Below are 18518 nucleotides of genomic sequence, written 5' to 3'. Positions count from 1 at the left end.
GATCGCACTTTGAAAGACCGCCATTTGGTAGGATTGATAACTGAGATTGCCCATGAAAACGGCGACTAATCAGCAGTTGGAGGACTTATTTCGTGGAAAACACGCTTGGTTTAGAGATTATTGAAGTCGTAGAACAGGCGGCAATTGCCTCGGCACGCCTCATGGGGAAAGGCGACAAAAATGAAGCCGATCGAGTTGCAGTAGAAGCGATGCGCGAACGCATGAACAAAATTTACATGCGTGGTCGGATCGTGATTGGAGAAGGGGAACGTGACGATGCGCCGATGCTCTACATCGGAGAAGAAGTCGGAATTTGTTCTCGTCCTGATGCAGCAGATTTTTGCAACATCGAAGAGTTGATCGAAATCGATATCGCTGTTGACCCCTGCGAAGGCACAAACCTTTGTGCATATGGTCAGCCAGGTTCGATGGCAGTTCTAGCAATCTCCGAGAAAGGCGGATTGTTTGCAGCTCCCGACTTCTATATGAAGAAGCTTGCGGCTCCTCCTGCTGCAAAAGGTAAAGTTGACATCAACAAGTCAGCCACCGAAAACCTGAAAATCTTGTCTGAATGCCTCGATCGCTCGATCGATGAACTGGTGGTCGTCGTCATGAAACGCGATCGTCACAATGACTTGATCAAAGAAATCCGTGACGCAGGCGCGCGCGTTCAACTCATCAGCGATGGTGACGTAGGCGCAGCAATTAACTGCGGTTTCGCTGGAACCAATATTCACGCCCTGATGGGAATTGGTGCGGCTCCTGAAGGTGTAATTTCGGCTGCGGCTCTGCGTTGTCTCGGCGCACACTTCCAGGGACAATTGATCTACGATCCAGAAGTCGTCAAAACCGGATTGATCGGAGAGAGCAAAGAAGCAAATATTGCTCGCCTCAAAGAAATGGGCATCACTGACCCTGATAAGGTTTACACCGCTGAAGAACTTGCATCCGGTGAAACCGTGTTGTTTGCTGGAACAGGTATCACTCCCGGCAACATCATGAACGGTGTTCGGTTCTTCAAAGGCGGCGCGAGAACCCAAACCCTGGTTATCTCTAGCCAATCGAAGACGGCACGGTTTGTGGACACGATTCACATGTTTGACCAGCCGAAGATTGTTCAGTTGCACTAAGAAGGTAGGGAGTGGGGAGTAGGGAGTAGGGGGTAAAAGCATTCTTGCTCCCCACTCCCCACTCCCCACTCCCCACTCTTCCCTTCACCCTTCCGATTTATCAGAGCGCTTTTTAATATGAACATTGCTGTTGTTGGGCTAACTCACAAAACTGCTCCAGTTGAGGTTCGTGAGAAGCTAAGTATCCCGGAACCTGTTTGCGATAAAGCGATCGCACAACTGTGTAGCTATCCCCACATTGAAGAAGTCGCAGTTCTCAGTACTTGTAATCGCTTGGAACTTTATTTAGTCACTTCTGAGACTGAGCAAGGTATTCGAGAAGTCAATCAATTTTTATCAGAACATAGTAAATTGCCCAGTGCTCGCTTGCGTCCTTATCTGTTCACGCTGTTACATCAGGATGCAGTCATGCACTTGATGCGAGTATCGGCGGGTCTCGATAGTCTGGTTTTGGGTGAAGGGCAGATTTTGGCACAGGTGAAACAATGCCACAAACTTGGTCAGCAACATCAAGGCATTGGTCGAATTCTAAATCAACTCTTTAAGCAAGGAATTAGCGCTGGAAAACGAGTTCGGACTGAGACGAGCATTGGAACTGGAGCAGTTTCAATTAGCTCCGCAGCCGTTGAATTGGCGCAAATGAAAGTCGATTCGCTAGCAGATCAGCGCGTCACGATTATCGGGGCAGGGAAGATGTCTCGATTGTTGGTGCAGCACCTACTGTCGAAAGGCGCGAATAACATTGTGATTTTGAATCGATCGATGAATCGCGCCCGCGAACTTGCGAATATGTTCCCGGATGCTCATTTGAGATTGCTGCCGATCGAAGACATGATGGATGCGATCGCACAATCTGACATTGTGTTTACCAGTACGTCTTCGACCGAGCCGATTCTCGATCGTGCCAATCTCGAACCTGTTTTGGACGCAAACCAGCCTTTAATGGTGATTGATATTGCGGTTCCGCGAAACGTTGCCGCAGATGTCAATGAATTGCCGATGGTACGAGCATTTAACGTCGATGATTTGAAAGCGGTGGTCGCCCAAAATCAGGAAAGTCGTCGGCAGATGGCGATGGAAGCAGAAGCACTGCTCGAAGAAGAAGTAGAAACGTTTCAAGCATGGTGGCGATCGCTCGAAACCGTTTCGACGATTAGCTGTTTGCGAGACAAAGTTGAAGCGATTCGGGCACAGGAACTAGAGAAAGCCTTATCGAGACTAGGGACAGAATTTGGCGATCGACATCGCGAGGTGATTGAAGCCTTGACCAAAGGGATTGTGAATAAAATTTTGCACGATCCGATGGTTCAATTGCGAGCGCAGCAGGATATTGAGGCGCGGCGACAAGCGATGGAGACTTTGGAACTGCTGTTCAATTTAGAGAGTCCGCAGGCAAGAGTTTAGACTCTGGGAGCGATCATATACGATCGCATTTTGGGAAAGTGATACCAAATTGTTTTTTTCATTGCGACAGATTGATTTGGTATCACTTGCTTTAAGTCGAGAAACCCGTCCAGCGCAGAAACTAGATGCGACGTACAAAGAAGTAGAGTCGGTAGCGTCCCTCAGATGGGCTGCCCATTTCCCAAGTGAAATCAGCGATTGGATCACCCCCTTCCCCTTGATTTGCAAGCTGAATCAAGCGCTCTTTTGTAAAAAGCTCCGCTCGTCTGCCGACATCATCATCCCCTGCGCCGACTAGCTCACTTAACTTATTCGCAATAAACATTTCTACCGTTTCTGGCACAGACACCCCAGTTTGACTGTTGAGCGCACTATTCCCTGCATCCAAAATTGATTTAAATGTTGCAGAGAAAGCATGAGGATCACCTTCATCGTTTTCTCGAATGACTGCTGCTAAAATCAAGTCTCTTGCAGATCCTGAATACAGGCGGATTGCAGATCGAATGACATCGCCTTCGTCCACTTCAATTACACCTGTTTCATAAGGTGTTTGCGCTTGATCAGAAGAAGAAACGCCTAGAAACATATAAGGCTCATCACTATCCGACCATTCATTCGATTCTTCTAAACATTGAAATCCAGTAAACCAAACTTCGACTTTGGGGGCAGCCAGTCGTTTCACGGCTTCAGATGAGAGACGGTCTTTCAAATGAGACGGAATTTTCGTCATCGAACCGCGATCGACTGAAAATACGGAAGAGGGCATTACGTTCTCCTGAATCATGAATTAAAGCATCGGTGCTTTTGAATTCATTGTGTCAGTCACGATCTGTGATCCACAGTGCCCAGTTGGGTAGTTTGTCCGCAGTTTAGAGCGTAGCCGGATCAAGAGCGCGATCGCGAAAAAATCACGATCGCTCAACTATCCAAGCGTATCCGGATCAATTCCACGACTGCGTAGCTGTTCTCGTAATTGTTCAAGTTGTTGTTGTGCAGCTTCAGCTTGGCGTTGTGCAATTTCAGCTTGGCGTTGTGCAGCTTCAGCTTGGCGTTGTGCTAATTCTGTCCGCTCATCCGGGAGAAGATAACGATCGCCTTGCTCGTTGTACCAAAAGACCCATTCCCGCTCAATGCCCAGATAAGTTGCACGCTCTCGCCCAATCCCTAAACCGATTTCCGGCATCCAACAAGGAGATTGGGTCGAAAGCAACATATATTCGCCATTGACTAATTTATAAACTTCAAGCGGTGGCTTGCGACGGCGGCGGCTGGAATATACGACGTAATACAGCACCCCCATTTCCTGATACATGAGTTTTTTAGTGCTGTATTCACCTCGGTAATTCTGCGAAACGACTTCTAAAACAAAAATTGGAACGACACCTTCTTCCCACAAGGGATAACTGAGCCGCAAATCTTCATCGATAAACCGCTCAACTCCCAAACTGAGAAATCCGTCCGGCACGATCGCAGGTTCTTCTGGATCGTAATAAATTCCCATACGAATGCCAAAGAACCAATCAAACCGATCAGACCACAAATCACCCAAAGATTCTTTCAGCAATCTGGGAATTGTCGCTTGAAGTTCACTAACAGGCTCATCTCTTGAATCTGGCAACTCTTCAGACGAGAGATATTTATGAGAAGGGTTGTACTTAAACATTAGGATGCTTCAGCGCTACCTTGATCCTAAAGTTTCTTCCCAACCTTGCCGAATCGTCTTTCACGTTGCTGATAAGAGATTAGAGCTTGATGAAATTCAGCTCGATCGAAGTCAGGCCATAAAGTATCGGTTACATACAACTCTGCATAAGCGGCTTGCCAGAGCAAGAAATTACTGAGCCGCATTTCGCCACTAGTCCGAATCATCAGATCCGGATCGCAAATTCCCGCAGTATACAAATGCCGCTCAAATAAGCTCTCATCAATATCATCTGGCTGAATCAAACCTTGTTGGATTTGAGTGGCGATCAAGCGACATGCCTTAATAATCTCCTGCCGTCCCCCGTAATTCGTTGCGACCGTAAACCGAATTCCCGGATTATCTTTCGTTTCTAAAACCGCCCGTTCGATCTCCGCCTGCAAACTCGTGGGCAGCGCATCCAAATTCCCAACAAATTGAATCCGGACATTTTCTTCCTTCATTTCACGCAGCTCTTGCCGCAAGACTCGCTCAAATAAAGTCATCAAGAATTCCACTTCTTCGAGTGGGCGTCCCCAATTCTCAGTTGAGAATGCATAAGCCGTTAAGGCTTCAATTCCCCAATCGCGACAGCAGCGAAGTAAATCTTTCAGCACATCTACACCACGTCGATGCCCCATAATTCGAGGTCTACCCTGCCGTTTTGCCCACCGTCCATTTCCATCCATAATCACCGCGACGTGGCGGGGCAAGCGATTGCGGTCTAGATCAGCAGGTAAATCTTGTAAAATTTTGTGCTTGGCAGTCATTGTGGTTTCGGGGGAACGCCGATAAAAGGGGTTAAAGTCAACTTGGTTTTAGCAGAATTAAGAGTCGCCTCGCTTACGTTCATTCCGAATCCGGCGGTCTTTTAAACTACCTTCGTTAAATAAACGCGAGAATAAGAATACTGCCTTTGTTCGGAATTGACGACCGAGACTTTTCAGATCGCGCGTGACAGGTTCGCGATCGCCCGACTGTGAAAACCGTTCTTCTAGAAGCTCCTTTAGTTTACTGCTGGTTAAGGGACGATTTAACATTCCGCGTTCAGCCAGCGAAATCGACCCGGTTTCTTCAGAAACGACGACACAAATACAATTTTCTAATTTCTCAGTAATGCCCATGGCAGCCCGGTGCCGAGTCCCAAGTTGCCGAGATGCTGTCTTTTCCGATAGCGGCAAAATTACCCCGGCGGCAATCACGCGAGACCCTCGAATTAAAACAGCTCCATCGTGTAAAAGTGTCGTAGTTTGAAAGATCGTTTGTAGAAGTTCTTTAGAGATTTCGGCATTCAGTTTAACACCCGGAACTGAGAAATCTCGTTCGTCGATCGCAGTTCCGGTCTCGATAATAATTAAAGCTCCAGTGCGGTTTTGAGACAGTCCTTTCACCGCTTCGACAATCTCATCGGTCACACTATCTGAACTGGGTAAATTTCGATTGGACGGCTGAAAAAGTTGCGCGATTTCTCCTCGTCCCAATTGCTCAAGAAATCGGCGGAACTCAGATTGAAGAATAAACGCCATTGCTACGGCTGCCCCAACCACCAGATTATTGAGGACAAAACTCAGCAAGGCTAAATCCATGCGACGGCTCACCGCCGCCGCGAGCATCAAAATAATAAACCCCCGCACCATCCAGAGGGTACGTCTTTCTCGTCCGATGATCACGAGCATCACGTAGGTCAGCGCCAAGACTAACCCGACATCAACGAGAAATCGGAGATTTTCAAAAACGAACTTGAGTAGGGAGGTCAAAGCAGAAGGAATAAAGAGTAAGAGACTAAGGGCTTGGGTCATTGTATACAAGCTTAGAGGGGAGACTTGCAATTGAATTTCCATCTCTGCTCATCCTCACCCTTTATCCTTCATCCTGCTTTATTTCAATCTATCCGGGACGCGATCGTTGCGAATCAAGTCGGCATAAGTTTCTCGTTCGAGGATAATGCTCGCTTCTCCTTCATACACGAGAACTGCTGCCGGACGAGTCAACCGATTGTAGTTCGATGCCATGCTGTAATTGTAGGCTCCCGTTGCCATCACGACGAGAATATCTCCCGGTTGTGTTTGAGGCAGCGAAATATCTTTGATTAAGACATCTCCGGATTCACAGTGTTTTCCAGCGATCGTGACTGTCTCTTTTGGCTCAGCAGACATCCGATTCGCAACCACTGCACGACAGATGGACTGATAGGTGATCGGTCTCGGATTATCTGACATGCCGCCATCGACACTAATATAAGTGCGAATTCCCGGCACAGTTTTGCGTCCACCGACTGTGTAAGCTGTGATGCAAGAAGACCCAATCAGCGATCGACCTGGTTCACAGAGCAATTTCGGCAGCGGCATATTTTCTGCTTCACAGGCTTTGACCATCGATTCTGCAACAATCTTCACCCATTCATCAATGCTAGGTGGATCATCGCTTTCGTTGTAGCAAATCCCTAAACCGCCACCAATATTCACTTCGGGAACATTCAAACCGTATTGAGCAGCTTTCTTCACCCATTGCAGCATGACGCTGGGCAAATCGCGATGCGCTTGCAGTTCAAAAATCTGCGAACCGATATGAGCGTGCAAGCCAGTTAATTCAAGATTTGAATTCTGACTGATGAACTGGAAAATGTCTTCGACTTGATTGGGATCAAAGCCAAATTTGCTGTCTAAGTGTCCGGTGCGAATGTATTCATGCGTATGGCAATCTAATCCGGGTGTAATTCTCAGCATGACTCGGATCGGACGCTCAGCATTCATCTGCGCCAATCGTTGTAGTTCAAGCTGATTGTCAACAACGATCGTGCAACCGGATTTCACGGCATATTCTAATTCAGCGATCGACTTGTTATTTCCGTGCAGATAAATCTTGCTTGGATCGGCTCCAACTTGTAGTGCCGTATAAAGTTCGCCTCCGGTTGCCACATCGATCCCCAGTCCTTCCTGAGAGACGATCGAGCAGACTGCCAAACAGTTCCAAGCTTTTGAGGCGTACAACACCTGCGTCTCTGCGGGATAGTAGCGGCGAAACGCATCGCGATATTGTTGGCAAGCCATTCGCAAACCTGTTTCATCTAAAACGTAGAGCGGAGAGCCGAAATGTTTGACCAGTTCAGTCAAGTCACAGCCGCCGACTTCGAGATGATCGCGATCGTTGACCTTCGCGGTCAGGGGCATGAGAAATTGATTGGGAGAGCGATCGGAACCGGAATTTGGGAGATATTGACGACCAGAAGCGGTCGTTGCAATCGGAGTCGATACCATGCGTGAGTCCTCAATGCTGGCAGGTGTTGTAGCTAGCTTTTTTTGCAGTATCTACCAGTTTACAATTGAGGGCTTTGGATTTAAGAGTAATTTCTGATTGCAGATTGATCGATCGTCTCTATTCCAGATTGATTGCACTCCAAATTAAGTCGCTGTAATTCGTCGATCGCTTCTCAGTCTGAAATTTCGAGGTGCGATTGGGTCGATCGTATTAACTCACACGCTTCTGTGTAGAGTGAAATGAAGCCTACTGCAATTACCTCTATGCAAGCGAAAGAACAATTGCTGCATGAAATTGACGAGATCCCTGATTTCTTGCTCGAAGAAGTTCTAGATTTTGTTCAATTTCTGAAATCAAAACATTTGCGGAACAAACTTGAAATCAGTGAGATGAGTGAGACAGTTCTCGCGAAGGACTGGCTTAGACCGGAGGAGGGCGAAGCTTGGCAAGATTTGTAAAGGGCGATGTGGTGATCGTGCCGTTTCCGTTCTCGGATTTGACAAATGCAAAACGGCGACCCGCTAAGTTCTAGCCACATTCAAGATAACGATCTAGATTTTGTGTCAGATTACCAGCCTATTAATTTCTGATAGTTGCTTGATAAATAAAACCCTATCTTCTCCTGAGCCATCGTAATCTGGATGGAAAGGCACTCCATTTCTCTCAGCATGACTAGGTTCAGCTTCAAATCCCAAGCGTAGATGATAAGCGATCGAGTCTTGATTAACCGGGGAAGTTACACACCTAACTCGAACCCGCTCAAACCTTTGCACCACTTGAAAGAACTGTTGATACAAAGCACTTCCTACACCTTGCTTTCTAAAATCCGGGTGAATTCCAACAAAGTGAATATATGCTTCTTCCGAGTGACTCTGCGATAAGAAGCCAATTAAAAAACCAATAATTTTTTGATCAATTTCTGCGATGAAACTTGTCTCACAAAAGTGAACAAAAAAGAGCTTAGGGAGCATATCTCTCATCTGTCTGCCGCCCCACCATTCATTCACAACACAAATAATGGATTGATAGTCACTGGGCTGCACATTCCGAATTTTCATGCGATTTCATTCAAATCGTTGCGATTTCAGATTGGATTGATGCTAGCTCAAACGGTAACAGCTTGATTGATTCTGGATACAGCCTCAGAGATTCATAGGTTCTTTCATCTCGATCGACTTGACTTCGATACAATCAGATCCGTCCGTCTATGCGCTATCTCTGTGAATTCCATCACGCTTCAAACGATCGACCACCCGCTCCTCCCCAAAGTCCTCGAACTGGATCAAGTTTGTTTCAATGGACTTTGGGCAATCGCAGGGTATCACCGAGAAGTAGACAGCCTCAATCGTGAATTAATCGCACTCTTATCTGGGGATCGCTCGATCGGATATAGCGTGACCGTTTTGTATCAGATTTGTTCTTTAGCGCAGTTCTAACCCTGTCGCCGTAAATCGCAACCGATCTGGGCGCACTCCCAAAGCAGTTTCGAGAGAAACTCCAGCGATCGAACGGTAGGTTTCGAGCAATTCTTGGTCTTTTTCCTCGGTTGCTACTGTATAGCCCGCTAGAGGCAGAGTCGCCATCAGAACAAAGGTTTCATAGAGCTTTTGACGCTCTTGGCTGTTCAGTGCTTTGAAAGTTGCCGAAGACCCGAAGGCAGCATCGACGTTAGCTTGGAGATTCATCAGCGCAGTTTCACTAGGTTCCTCGCCGTAATGCACCATGTAGCAAACCCCTACCAAGTAGGTGAATGCCATCGCGACATTGTTAGGGCGACCCAGACGTTGGGCTTCTTGCTCGAAGGCAGTGAAGCCCCCGATAAAGGTTTCGTTCAACTGACTTACTATAGTGGGGTCGTTGCTCAAGCTCTGAGAAAACTGCGTCACCAGCAGGCGTTGCGGACTGGAGCTAAAGCTTGTTTGTGGGGCGGTTTGAGCTTGAGCACGGGCAGTGGTTTGAGCACTTTGGTTACTGTTATTGCGCCGATTGATGCCATCAAGTCGTGTCTGAGTTTCACGAACCATTGCAGCATTTTTCTGGATGCTGAGGTAGGCATTCATGTTGCTGAAGCTGAGACTGCTAGGTGCGCCAAACTGAGCCGAAGCCGGGCTACCAAAGCTAGCAGTGATGAAGAAGGTCATGAGGATGGCACGAATGGATGGGTTCATCGGTTCTTCTGTTATGGGTCTTGAAGTTTACACAGTTGAGAACTTGAGCATTACAGCACCCTGCGCCAAAACGATCGCATAGAAGGCTTAAAACTTTTGCCTTCACATAATTTCCTTAGCTGAGGAAAGATCCAGTCTAAACTTTTCTAGAACGAGTGTCTAGGAGTAATTTATACAGTAAACAATGATGAGTTATCGCATCTTCTCATTTACCAATCAGCGTTGACGCGATCTCATCAACTTGTCTAATTGCTGCTAATTTCAACCCGTGCTTCACCTGATTTCAAAAGCTCTCATGCTTCTGGCAATGCTACCCTTAAAATCTCCATTCGCGAGTTGAAAGTCTTGCCTCAAGCATCTCTCAAGCCCACATCGTGAGTGATCAAAATTTTCTCATATCGATCGCACTTCGATACAATCAGATTCGTTCTGTTCATCCTATCCCTGTGAATTCCATTACGCTACAGACAATCGACCACCCGCTCCTCCCCAAAGTCCTCGAACTGGATCAAATTTGCTTCAATGGACTCTGGACGATCGAAGGATATCAGCGAGAAGTAGACAGCCCAAATAGTGAATTAATCGCGCTCTTATCTGGGGATCATTTAATTGGCTATGGATGTTTCTGGGCGATCGTAGACGAAGCGCACATTACCATTCTCGCGATTCATCCCGATTATCAACATCAGGGATTTGGACAATTGATCTTACTGGCATTGCTCGAGCGGGCGCGTCAACGCCAAATGAAACACGCTACGTTAGAAGTTAGAATTTCTAATGAGGCTGCAATCTCTTTATACGAAAAGTTCCAGTTTAAAGTTGCAGGTCAGCGTAAGAATTACTACACTGATACGGGCGAAAATGCCTTAATTCTCTGGCGTGGTCAACTACAAACAGCAGAATTCGAGGATTCTCTAAAGGAAAAGTGGCAACAAATTCGCGATCGACTCCACCAGCAACAATGGACACTCAGCGATCCTGAAGCTTTGCTGAACCTGAAAAAAATCAGCTTGACTTCTCCCTAAAGATTCGATAACAATCTGCCTTTGGTAGTAAATCACACAATTTCAATTCATTCTAACGGCAGGATTTCGTTCGGTAATCCTCCCATTTGCCTGTTTCGGAACTCCGTAACCGGAGAGTTCGGCTATGCTAGAATCAGACCTACGCAGCAGGTGAATGGAAATACGCCATGTTTGAACGCTTCACAGAAAAAGCCATTAAGGTGATTATGTTAGCCCAAGAGGAAGCACGCCGCTTGGGTCATAACTTTGTGGGTACAGAGCAGATCCTCCTGGGTCTGATTGGAGAAGGAACGGGTGTCGCTGCCAAAGTTCTCAAATCGATGGGAGTGAACCTCAAGGACGCTCGGATTGAAGTTGAGAAGATCATTGGTCGCGGTTCCGGCTTTGTGGCAGTGGAAATTCCGTTTACCCCACGGGCAAAGCGCGTTTTGGAACTCTCGCTTGAGGAGGCTCGCCAACTCGGTCACAATTATATTGGAACCGAACACCTGCTCTTAGGATTAATTCGAGAAGGTGAAGGCGTTGCCGCCAGGGTGTTAGAGAATCTAGGCGTTGACCTCTCGAAAGTTCGTACTCAAGTTATTCGGATGTTAGGCGAAACCGCCGAAGTCACTTCGGGTGGTAGCCAAGGTCGCACCAAAACCCCGACCTTAGACGAATTCGGCTCGAATCTGACGCAGATGGCAGCCGAAGGCAAACTCGATCCCGTGGTCGGTCGCCAAAAAGAAATCGAACGAGTCATTCAAATCCTGGGTCGTCGGACGAAGAACAACCCCGTGTTAATTGGTGAGCCTGGGGTGGGTAAAACCGCGATCGCTGAAGGACTCGCTCAACGGATTGCCAATGATGACGTTCCTGACATCTTAGAAGATAAGCGCGTCGTCACCCTCGATATCGGTCTACTCGTGGCAGGAACCAAGTACCGAGGCGAATTCGAGGAACGCTTGAAAAAAATCATGGATGAAATCCGCTCTGCCGGAAATGTCATCCTGGTCATTGACGAAGTTCATACCTTAATCGGTGCAGGCGCGGCAGAAGGCGCGATCGACGCTGCCAACATTCTGAAGCCAGCCCTTGCCCGAGGTGAACTGCAATGTATTGGTGCAACGACGCTCGATGAGTATCGGAAGCACATTGAACGCGATGCAGCGCTCGAACGCCGCTTCCAGCCTGTCATGGTGGGTGAACCTTCGGTCGATGAAACGATCGAGATCCTCCGAGGCTTACGCGAACGTTATGAGCAGCACCACAAGCTGAAAATTTCAGATGAAGCGCTAGAAGCAGCCGCGAAGCTATCCGATCGCTATATCTCAGATCGATTCTTGCCGGATAAAGCGATCGACTTGATCGACGAAGCAGGGTCACGCGTGCGGTTGATTAATTCTCAATTGCCGCCCGCAGCAAAAGAACTCGATCGCGAACTGCGTCAAGTCCTGAAAGACAAAGATGATGCAGTCAGATCTCAGAATTTCGACCGGGCAGGTGAACTGCGCGATCGCGAGATGGAGATCAAAGCGGAAATCAGAGCGATCGCTCAAACCCGCAAAACCGAAGCGACCGATGAAAATGCTTCTCCGGTCGTCGGCGAAGATGACATCGCGCAAATCGTTGCCTCCTGGACAGGCGTTCCGGTGAACAAACTCACCGAATCTGAGTCTGAGAAGCTGCTGCACATGGAAGATACGCTGCACACTCGCTTGATTGGTCAAGATGAAGCGGTGAAAGCAGTATCGCGTGCAATTCGCCGCGCACGGGTGGGCTTAAAGAATCCCAATCGCCCGATCGCGTCCTTTATCTTCTCTGGACCGACTGGGGTAGGTAAAACCGAATTGACGAAAGCCTTAGCAGCTTACTTCTTCGGATCTGAAGAAGCGATGATTCGTCTCGACATGTCAGAGTTCATGGAGCGTCACACCGTTTCTAAACTGATCGGTTCGCCTCCTGGATATGTCGGTTACAACGAAGGTGGTCAATTGACTGAAGCGGTTCGTCGTAGACCTTACACCGTTGTGCTCTTCGACGAAATCGAGAAAGCGCACCCCGACGTGTTCAACATGCTGCTGCAAATCTTGGAAGATGGTCGTTTGACCGATGCCAAGGGACGCACTGTAGACTTCAAGAACACACTCTTGATCATGACCTCGAACATTGGTTCTAAGGTGATCGAGAAGGGTGGCGGTGGACTTGGTTTCGAGTTCTCTACCGAGAACGAATCGGAATCGCAATACAACCGGATTCGCTCCTTGGTGAACGAAGAACTGAAGCAATACTTCCGTCCTGAGTTCTTGAACCGACTAGATGAAATTATCGTCTTCCGTCAGTTGAACAAGGCAGAAGTCAAAGAGATCGCGGACATCATGCTCAACGACGTGTTCAAGCGTTTGAAAGAGCAAGGAATTACGCTGCAAGTCACGGAGCGGTTCAAAGATCGCCTCGTTGATGAAGGCTACAATCCGAGCTATGGTGCACGTCCGCTCCGTCGAGCCATTATGCGATTGCTTGAGGACTCGTTAGCAGAAGAGATTCTGTCTGCACGGGTGAAAGATGGCGATATTGCGACGGTTGACGTAGATGAGAATGGACAAGTGAAGGTACTTCACGGTCAAGAGCGAGAATTGCTGCCAGCAGCCGAATAAGTTCTAATTCTTGAATAGTAAAAGCGGTAGAAAGACAACTCTTTCTACCGCTTTATTTTTTTGATGCTAACTATAAGAAATATCAGATCCTTGAAAAACTGCAATAACTCTCGTCTTATAATACGCGAAAGTAGAAAATGATTCAGTTAGCAGATTGAGTCATTTCTAGTGTGAAAGTTGAGGATAAATTGACTTATGGCAAGAAGTAGTTTTTGGGCTGATTTTCAGAAGTTTCTCATGCAAGGAAATGTTATTGACCTTGCAGTTGCAGTCATTATTGGTACTGCTTTTGGCAAAATTGTGACTTCGTTTGTAGAGGATATTATTACTCCGTTAATTTTGAATCCTGCTCTGAAAGCTGCCCGAGTCGATAGCTTGCAGAATCTTTCGTATGAAGGCATCAAGTATGGAGTTTTTCTTGCATCGGTTATCAATTTCCTAGTGATTGCTCTTTCGATTTTCTTGATGATTCGCGCGTTTGAGAAAGCAAAGCGACGTTTTTCCCGACAAGAAGCGATCGAAGAAACTGCGGCACCCGATCCACTGTTAGTTTCTCAAGAACGTTTGACCAATGCGATCGATCGTTTGGCTTCTAAAATGAACTAATTGAATTTCACGATTGAACGATCGCAGTTCACTTTTGAGAATCGCGATCGTTCTTTTTAAAGTTAAACCTGAATGAAAAGTTAAGAATTTTAAGACCTCCAACTTCTCGGACTTAAGGAAGTCTTGCAAACACTTCGCGAATAAACTCTTGATCATTAATTTGTCGGGCTTGGAGACTCTGTTTCAAAGTGATTAAATCGCTTTTCAGTTTGCGAAGTTCATTCAGTTCGGAAGTGGGAGTCGGAGTTGGAGATACGACACCTTTTGCATCATCATTTAAGCGTCTCCGAACTGTAAGTGTCGCAATTCCTGTAACAGGAAGTTTGCGAGTTCTTTGATAAGTTTTAACAGCACTATAAGTCGTGCGGCGGTAGTTGCCGCTCAGCTCAATATCGACTTTCAAAACGATTTTGAGATTGTTTTGTAGAATTCTCACCGTCTTCTCGATCGAACTTCTCAAATCTGCACCATCGTTTCCGGTTGCTGCCATGTTGCTATCCAATTGGTATTGCAGAATCGCAGCACGGGTGTAGTCGTCTAAATTCGATAAGACTCGTAGCGAAGTCGTGTCACAGTTAATCGCACCGAGAATGTCACGATCGCAAGCATTCACGCTATTTCCTAACCCATCAAGTCCTCTAGGACCTAGATAGTATCCCAGTCCATCGAGATTTTCTCGTAGGTCTTGAAGTGAAGTGATTGGCATAGAACGATGCTCCTGAATTTTGCACGTTTTTACAGACAATTCAGTTTCTATTTTGCTACAAGAAAGCCTGGTCAAAATCGGTAAAGAAGTGGAAGAGAGATAAAATGTCCAAAGACCAAGTTAAACGTGCCATGACTCCCGAAACCAAAGCCGAACCTCAAAATCTTCCTGCTTCAGATTCTCCGCCCAAATGGAAAATCTGGTGGGAGAACTTCCAAATTCTATTTATTGCCTTGATTTTGGCTTTGCTCGTGAGATCGTATGTGGCAGAACCGAGATTTATTCCATCTGATTCAATGGTTCCGACGTTGCAAGTGGGCGATCGCTTAGTGGTTGAGAAATTGTCGTATCGATCGCATCCACCAGAATTTGGCGACATCATTGTCTTTGATCCACCCCCTCAGTTACAAGAACTTGGATATTCTAAAGATCAAGCCTTCATCAAGCGGATCATTGGCAAGCCTGGGCAAACGGTCGAGATTAAGTCTGGAAAAGTATTTGTCAATGGTCAGGCCTTACAAGAACCGTATATTGCTGAACCGCCAAAGTATACGATGCGACCTGCAGCTGTTCCAGCAGATAGCTACTTTGTGATGGGAGACAACCGAAACAATAGTAATGATTCGCATGTTTGGGGCTTTTTGCCCAAAGATTTTATCTTGGGTCGCGCTTGGATCCGGTTTTATCCATTCGATCGCATTGGACGAATCAGTATTGATACCAGATCATAATGTGAATTTTGCGTGAAGTTTTTCAAAAAAGCCTGTCGTAAAAACAGAGTACACGAATCAGTAGAAACCGAACTTGCTCTACTTGTTTCCTAAATCACTTGAATAGGAAATCATTCGGAGATCATTCTCCTGTTGGGTTTCTACATGTTGAAAATTAACCGCGCAGTTACGTTAGTGTGGCAAAGTTCGCCATTCTGGACAACGATTCATAGCTTTGTGGCGATTGTTCAAACGCTGTTACCGCTGATCCAGCTTTACTTGATTAAGCTGATTGTTGACAGCATTGCCAGTAGTCTCAAGGGAACGAGTCAGTCTCAAAATTTTAATCACATTCTATTTCTGTTGATGGGTACAGGAATAGTCATGCTGCTGACTAATTTTGCTGCCGTTATCGCTGAGTTAGTTTCGACGACTTTATCTCAGCGAGTGACGGATTACATGCAAGTTGTACTCTACAGAAAAGCGATCGAGATTGATTTAGAGTCTTATGAAAATCCTCAGTATCAAGACATTCTAGAGCGTGCGAAGTGGGAGGCGCCTCACCGTCCTACTCGAATGTTGAACAATTTGACCTCAATTGGGCAAAGTGCCCTTTCTCTCATTGTGGTTGCCGGGTTACTCATCACGATGCATTGGGGGTTGATTAGTATTTTAGTCGTTGCCTCGATGCCCATGATGCTTCTGCGGGTTCAACAGTCTAAAGCGCTTTACAAGTGGCAGCGACATCAAACTGAACTTGAACGTAAAGCTAATTATTTTGGGCATTTACTGTTAGGCGATAGCCCAGCGAAAGAAATTCGGCTCTTCAATATTGGCAACTTACTGATTGAATGGGTGCAGGAGTTAAGACAGCAATTGCTGCGAGAAAAGCTTGCGTTGATTACCCGACAAGCCAGTGCTCGATTGCTCATGCAAGGGATCACGAGCCTTGCAGTTCTTGCAGCGTATGGATTCATGATTGAACAAACGTTGCAGGGGAAATTTCAGCTCGGCGATCTCGTCCTTTATAGCCAAGCTCTGCAACGCGGGCAGGGTGCGCTGAAAGATCTCATTGGCAATCTAGCAAGCCTGCATGAAAATCATCTATTTCTTGCTGACCTGTACGAGTTTTTGGCGATTCAACCCACGATCGCGAAACCTCTTCACCCGACAACTGTGCCGAATCCGTTTCGCCGCGGAATTGTGTTTGAAAATGTCAGTTTTCGATACCAGAATTCTGCCCGTTTTGCACTGAAGCAAATCAATCTTTCTATTCAACCAGGAGAAGTGATTGCACTCGTTGGTGAAAATGGCTCGGGTAAAACAACATTGGTCAAACTTTTGACTCGACTCTACGATGTCACAGAAGGGCGGATTACGATCGATGGCATTGATATTCGGCACTTCTCGCCTGACGATTTGCATCGTCAGATCAGTGTGATTTTCCAAGACTACACGCGCTATCAATTCAGCGCCCAAGATAATATCTGGCTTGGCAATATTGAACTACCGATTACCTCTGATCGCATTGTTCAATCTGCTCATCAATCGGGTGCCGATGCGGTGATTCAAACCTTGCCACAAGGCTATAACACCCTGCTCGGAAAGTGGTTTAAAGGGGGCGAAGAACTCAGCGGAGGACAATGGCAAAAGATTGCATTAGCTCGGGCTTTTTTACGTGAAGCTCAGTTGGTTGTGCTCGATGAACCAACCAGCGCTATGGATGCCAAAGCTGAGGCTGAAGTCTTTCAGAAATTTCGGGATCTGATGCGCGATCGCTCAGCGTTGTTAATTACTCATCGTCTCTCAACGGTCAAGATGGCGGATCGAATTTATGTGATGGATCAAGGAAGAATCACAGAAAGTGGGACGCATAACCAATTAATGGCGCGACGAGGAACCTATGCTCACTTGTTTGAAATTCAAGCCAAACACTATCAATGACAACTCCTGAAAATACTGCTTTACTAGCCTGTATCCGGTTCTATTTCGGCACAACAGCCGAGTGCGACGTGAAAGATGCGTTGGGAGGGGCGATCGATTGGTCGGTACTGTTAAAAACTGCGATCGATCATGGCGTTATGCCGCTGCTATATCACGCTCTTAAATCGATGGATGTTCAAGTCCCGCGATCCATCCTGATGAATTTGCAAGTCTGTTATCGGATGAATGGATTGCATAATGTCTCGCAAACTCAGGAACTCTTGAAGGTGCTTGCGCAGCTTGAAGCGGCTGGAATTGATGCGATCGCATTTAAGGGATCGGCACTTGCGGCTTCTGCATACGGCAATATTGCCTTTCGTCAATTCAATGATTTAGATATTCTTGTTAAGCGGCAAGATTTTTGGCAAGCAAAAGCAGTCTTAGTAGCAGCAGGCTATCATTCTCCAGTTTCAACAGGCGAACTTCTACAATTTCAGCGATATCTTCAGATTTCTTTAGTGAACCGCACGCCTGATGCAGCCTTGTTTAATCAGAAGTTTCAACACTCTTTGCTGCATAGTAATCCAGAGCGAAGCATTGACTTACATTGGGGAATTCCGCCGAGACGAACTTGGAAGTGCGATCGCATTGAGCGCCTCTGGGAAAATCTAGACACGATCGATCTAATGGGACAGTCGATTCAAACGTTTTCGCCGGAGACAGCATTGGTCGTTCAATGTCTAAATGTTGCGAAGGAACCTTGGAAGCGTTCATTTAAGCAGATTTGTGATGTTGCTCAGATCATTCAAGCGTATCCTAAGTTGAACTGGAATACTGCGCTAGAACTATCGGCTGATTTACGAAGCCAACGGCTTTTTCTCATCGGGGTTGAGGTGACTGCTCAACTTCTGGGTGTTCCGCTACCCGAATTTGTGCGCGAGAAACTTGCCGGAAACGATTCAAGCCATCAGCAAGTTTTTGAGAGCGATCGCGCTCCTACAGGCGTGTTGCAAACTTCTTGGTGGGAATATACCGATCAACTCAAAACGCTAGATCAAGCGCGGGATGGAATCTTCATCACAGGATTTTATTTTTTCATGACACTGCTTCCAATCTGGGAAATCGCTACATCAATCAATGAGCGCGATCGTGAGCTATTGCCTTTACCAAACTGGCTGTTTTTCCTTTACTATGTGCTTCGCCCAATTCGACTTTTAATCCAGTACAGATTTGCTCGTAAACTACTCACTTTACAAAGCAAGGTATAGTTC

Annotated in this window: 18 protein-coding genes; 10 read left to right on the top strand and 8 right to left on the bottom strand. The window is 46.6% G+C overall.

Features of this window, described 5'->3' with window-relative positions:
- Window positions 1–92: 92 nt before the first annotated feature.
- Both glpX and OU814_RS25985 read left to right on the top strand, forming a co-directional pair.
- The gene (gene glpX / locus OU814_RS25990; protein WP_017289104.1) at window positions 93–1130 is read left to right on the top strand and encodes a class II fructose-bisphosphatase; all 1038 of its coding nucleotides are present in this window, start codon (window positions 93–95) and stop codon (window positions 1128–1130) included.
- 117 nt (window positions 1131–1247) lie between these two features.
- The gene (locus OU814_RS25985) at window positions 1248–2534 is read left to right on the top strand and encodes a glutamyl-tRNA reductase (RefSeq protein ID WP_268242585.1); all 1287 of its coding nucleotides are present in this window, start codon (window positions 1248–1250) and stop codon (window positions 2532–2534) included.
- 121 nt (window positions 2535–2655) lie between these two features.
- Here OU814_RS25985 and OU814_RS25980 read toward each other — a convergent pair whose 3' ends face one another.
- The 5 genes from OU814_RS25980 to lysA form a co-directional block, all read right to left on the bottom strand.
- Window positions 2656–3300, bottom strand: coding sequence for a hypothetical protein (locus OU814_RS25980; protein WP_026148755.1), 645 nt, complete (start codon window positions 3298–3300; stop codon window positions 2656–2658).
- 156 nt (window positions 3301–3456) lie between these two features.
- Window positions 3457–4197: a Uma2 family endonuclease gene (locus OU814_RS25975; RefSeq protein ID WP_268242584.1), complete on the bottom strand. Its 741-nt coding sequence runs from the start codon at window positions 4195–4197 to the stop codon at window positions 3457–3459.
- Between the two features lie 26 nt (window positions 4198–4223).
- Window positions 4224–4985: an isoprenyl transferase gene (locus tag OU814_RS25970; RefSeq protein ID WP_268242583.1), complete on the bottom strand. Its 762-nt coding sequence runs from the start codon at window positions 4983–4985 to the stop codon at window positions 4224–4226.
- A 57-nt stretch (window positions 4986–5042) separates the two neighbouring features.
- On the bottom strand, window positions 5043–6014 hold the full coding sequence (cdaA, locus tag OU814_RS25965; protein ID WP_268242582.1) for a diadenylate cyclase CdaA: 972 nt from the start codon (window positions 6012–6014) through the stop codon (window positions 5043–5045).
- Between the two features lie 78 nt (window positions 6015–6092).
- Window positions 6093–7472: a diaminopimelate decarboxylase gene (gene lysA / locus OU814_RS25960; RefSeq protein ID WP_268242581.1), complete on the bottom strand. Its 1380-nt coding sequence runs from the start codon at window positions 7470–7472 to the stop codon at window positions 6093–6095.
- A gap of 240 nt (window positions 7473–7712) precedes the next feature.
- Here lysA and OU814_RS25955 point away from each other — a divergent pair, with 240 nt between their 5' ends.
- Window positions 7713–7931 (top strand): DUF2281 domain-containing protein, encoded by a 219-nt coding sequence (locus OU814_RS25955; RefSeq protein ID WP_242044781.1) that lies wholly within the window; start codon window positions 7713–7715, stop codon window positions 7929–7931.
- A 105-nt stretch (window positions 7932–8036) separates the two neighbouring features.
- Here OU814_RS25955 and OU814_RS25950 read toward each other — a convergent pair whose 3' ends face one another.
- Window positions 8037–8480: a GNAT family N-acetyltransferase gene (locus OU814_RS25950; protein ID WP_268242580.1), complete on the bottom strand. Its 444-nt coding sequence runs from the start codon at window positions 8478–8480 to the stop codon at window positions 8037–8039.
- A 213-nt stretch (window positions 8481–8693) separates the two neighbouring features.
- Between OU814_RS25950 and OU814_RS25945 the strand changes: the two genes are divergently transcribed.
- On the top strand, window positions 8694–8909 hold the full coding sequence (locus tag OU814_RS25945; RefSeq protein WP_268242579.1) for a hypothetical protein: 216 nt from the start codon (window positions 8694–8696) through the stop codon (window positions 8907–8909).
- On the opposite strand, the gene OU814_RS25940 is transcribed toward OU814_RS25945, so the two are convergent.
- Window positions 8895–9641: a DUF6683 family protein gene (locus tag OU814_RS25940; protein WP_268242578.1), complete on the bottom strand. Its 747-nt coding sequence runs from the start codon at window positions 9639–9641 to the stop codon at window positions 8895–8897. The genes OU814_RS25945 and OU814_RS25940 overlap by 15 nt on opposite strands.
- 374 nt (window positions 9642–10015) lie before the next feature.
- Here OU814_RS25940 and rimI point away from each other — a divergent pair, with 374 nt between their 5' ends.
- The 3 genes from rimI (at window position 10016) to mscL (ending at window position 13908) form a co-directional block, all read left to right on the top strand.
- Window positions 10016–10666, top strand: coding sequence for a ribosomal protein S18-alanine N-acetyltransferase (gene rimI / locus OU814_RS25935; RefSeq protein ID WP_268242577.1), 651 nt, complete (start codon window positions 10016–10018; stop codon window positions 10664–10666).
- Window positions 10667–10833: 167 nt separating this feature from the next.
- The gene (locus tag OU814_RS25930; RefSeq protein ID WP_017289117.1) at window positions 10834–13302 is read left to right on the top strand and encodes an ATP-dependent Clp protease ATP-binding subunit; all 2469 of its coding nucleotides are present in this window, start codon (window positions 10834–10836) and stop codon (window positions 13300–13302) included.
- 195 nt (window positions 13303–13497) lie between these two features.
- Window positions 13498–13908: a large conductance mechanosensitive channel protein MscL gene (gene mscL / locus OU814_RS25925; protein ID WP_268242576.1), complete on the top strand. Its 411-nt coding sequence runs from the start codon at window positions 13498–13500 to the stop codon at window positions 13906–13908.
- A 112-nt stretch (window positions 13909–14020) separates the two neighbouring features.
- On the opposite strand, the gene OU814_RS25920 is transcribed toward mscL, so the two are convergent.
- A complete protein-coding gene (locus OU814_RS25920; RefSeq protein WP_026148756.1) occupies window positions 14021–14614 on the bottom strand; it encodes a peptidoglycan-binding domain-containing protein in 594 nt (197 codons plus the stop codon).
- Between the two features lie 104 nt (window positions 14615–14718).
- Between OU814_RS25920 and lepB the strand changes: the two genes are divergently transcribed.
- The 3 genes from lepB (at window position 14719) to OU814_RS25905 (ending at window position 18515) form a co-directional block, all read left to right on the top strand.
- Window positions 14719–15345, top strand: a complete 627-nt coding sequence (lepB, locus tag OU814_RS25915) for a signal peptidase I (RefSeq protein ID WP_268242575.1) — start codon at window positions 14719–14721, stop codon at window positions 15343–15345.
- 144 nt (window positions 15346–15489) lie between these two features.
- On the top strand, window positions 15490–17268 hold the full coding sequence (locus OU814_RS25910) for an ABC transporter ATP-binding protein (RefSeq protein WP_268242574.1): 1779 nt from the start codon (window positions 15490–15492) through the stop codon (window positions 17266–17268).
- Entirely contained in the window at window positions 17265–18515 is a 1251-nt protein-coding gene (locus OU814_RS25905; protein WP_268242573.1) for a nucleotidyltransferase domain-containing protein, read from the top strand. Before OU814_RS25910 ends, OU814_RS25905 begins: the two co-directional genes overlap by 4 nt.
- Window positions 18516–18518 lie beyond the last annotated feature (3 nt).

It is taken from the genome of Leptolyngbya sp. GGD (genome assembly GCF_026735145.1).
Classification (GTDB): Bacteria; Cyanobacteriota; Cyanobacteriia; order Leptolyngbyales; family Leptolyngbyaceae; genus Leptolyngbya; species Leptolyngbya boryana.
This window is presented reverse-complemented; position numbering and strand designations above follow the sequence as displayed.

What these genes read in the sequence shown, in the direction of transcription:
- mscL (WP_268242576.1), top strand. Translation starts at nt 13,498, where the DNA reads ATGGCAAGAAGTAGTTTTTGGGCTGATTTTCAGAAGTTTCTCATGCAA.
- OU814_RS25975 (WP_268242584.1), bottom strand. Translation starts at nt 4,197, where the DNA reads ATGTTTAAGTACAACCCTTCTCATAAATATCTCTCGTCTGAAGAGTTG.
- OU814_RS25910 (WP_268242574.1), top strand. Translation starts at nt 15,490, where the DNA reads ATGTTGAAAATTAACCGCGCAGTTACGTTAGTGTGGCAAAGTTCGCCA.
- OU814_RS25920 (WP_026148756.1), bottom strand. Translation starts at nt 14,614, where the DNA reads ATGCCAATCACTTCACTTCAAGACCTACGAGAAAATCTCGATGGACTG.
- cdaA (WP_268242582.1), bottom strand. Translation starts at nt 6,014, where the DNA reads ATGACCCAAGCCCTTAGTCTCTTACTCTTTATTCCTTCTGCTTTGACC.
- OU814_RS25955 (WP_242044781.1), top strand. Translation starts at nt 7,713, where the DNA reads ATGAAGCCTACTGCAATTACCTCTATGCAAGCGAAAGAACAATTGCTG.
- OU814_RS25980 (WP_026148755.1), bottom strand. Translation starts at nt 3,300, where the DNA reads ATGCCCTCTTCCGTATTTTCAGTCGATCGCGGTTCGATGACGAAAATT.
- lepB (WP_268242575.1), top strand. Translation starts at nt 14,719, where the DNA reads ATGTCCAAAGACCAAGTTAAACGTGCCATGACTCCCGAAACCAAAGCC.
- OU814_RS25985 (WP_268242585.1), top strand. Translation starts at nt 1,248, where the DNA reads ATGAACATTGCTGTTGTTGGGCTAACTCACAAAACTGCTCCAGTTGAG.
- OU814_RS25970 (WP_268242583.1), bottom strand. Translation starts at nt 4,985, where the DNA reads ATGACTGCCAAGCACAAAATTTTACAAGATTTACCTGCTGATCTAGAC.
- OU814_RS25940 (WP_268242578.1), bottom strand. Translation starts at nt 9,641, where the DNA reads ATGAACCCATCCATTCGTGCCATCCTCATGACCTTCTTCATCACTGCT.
- OU814_RS25905 (WP_268242573.1), top strand. Translation starts at nt 17,265, where the DNA reads ATGACAACTCCTGAAAATACTGCTTTACTAGCCTGTATCCGGTTCTAT.
- lysA (WP_268242581.1), bottom strand. Translation starts at nt 7,472, where the DNA reads ATGGTATCGACTCCGATTGCAACGACCGCTTCTGGTCGTCAATATCTC.
- OU814_RS25930 (WP_017289117.1), top strand. Translation starts at nt 10,834, where the DNA reads ATGTTTGAACGCTTCACAGAAAAAGCCATTAAGGTGATTATGTTAGCC.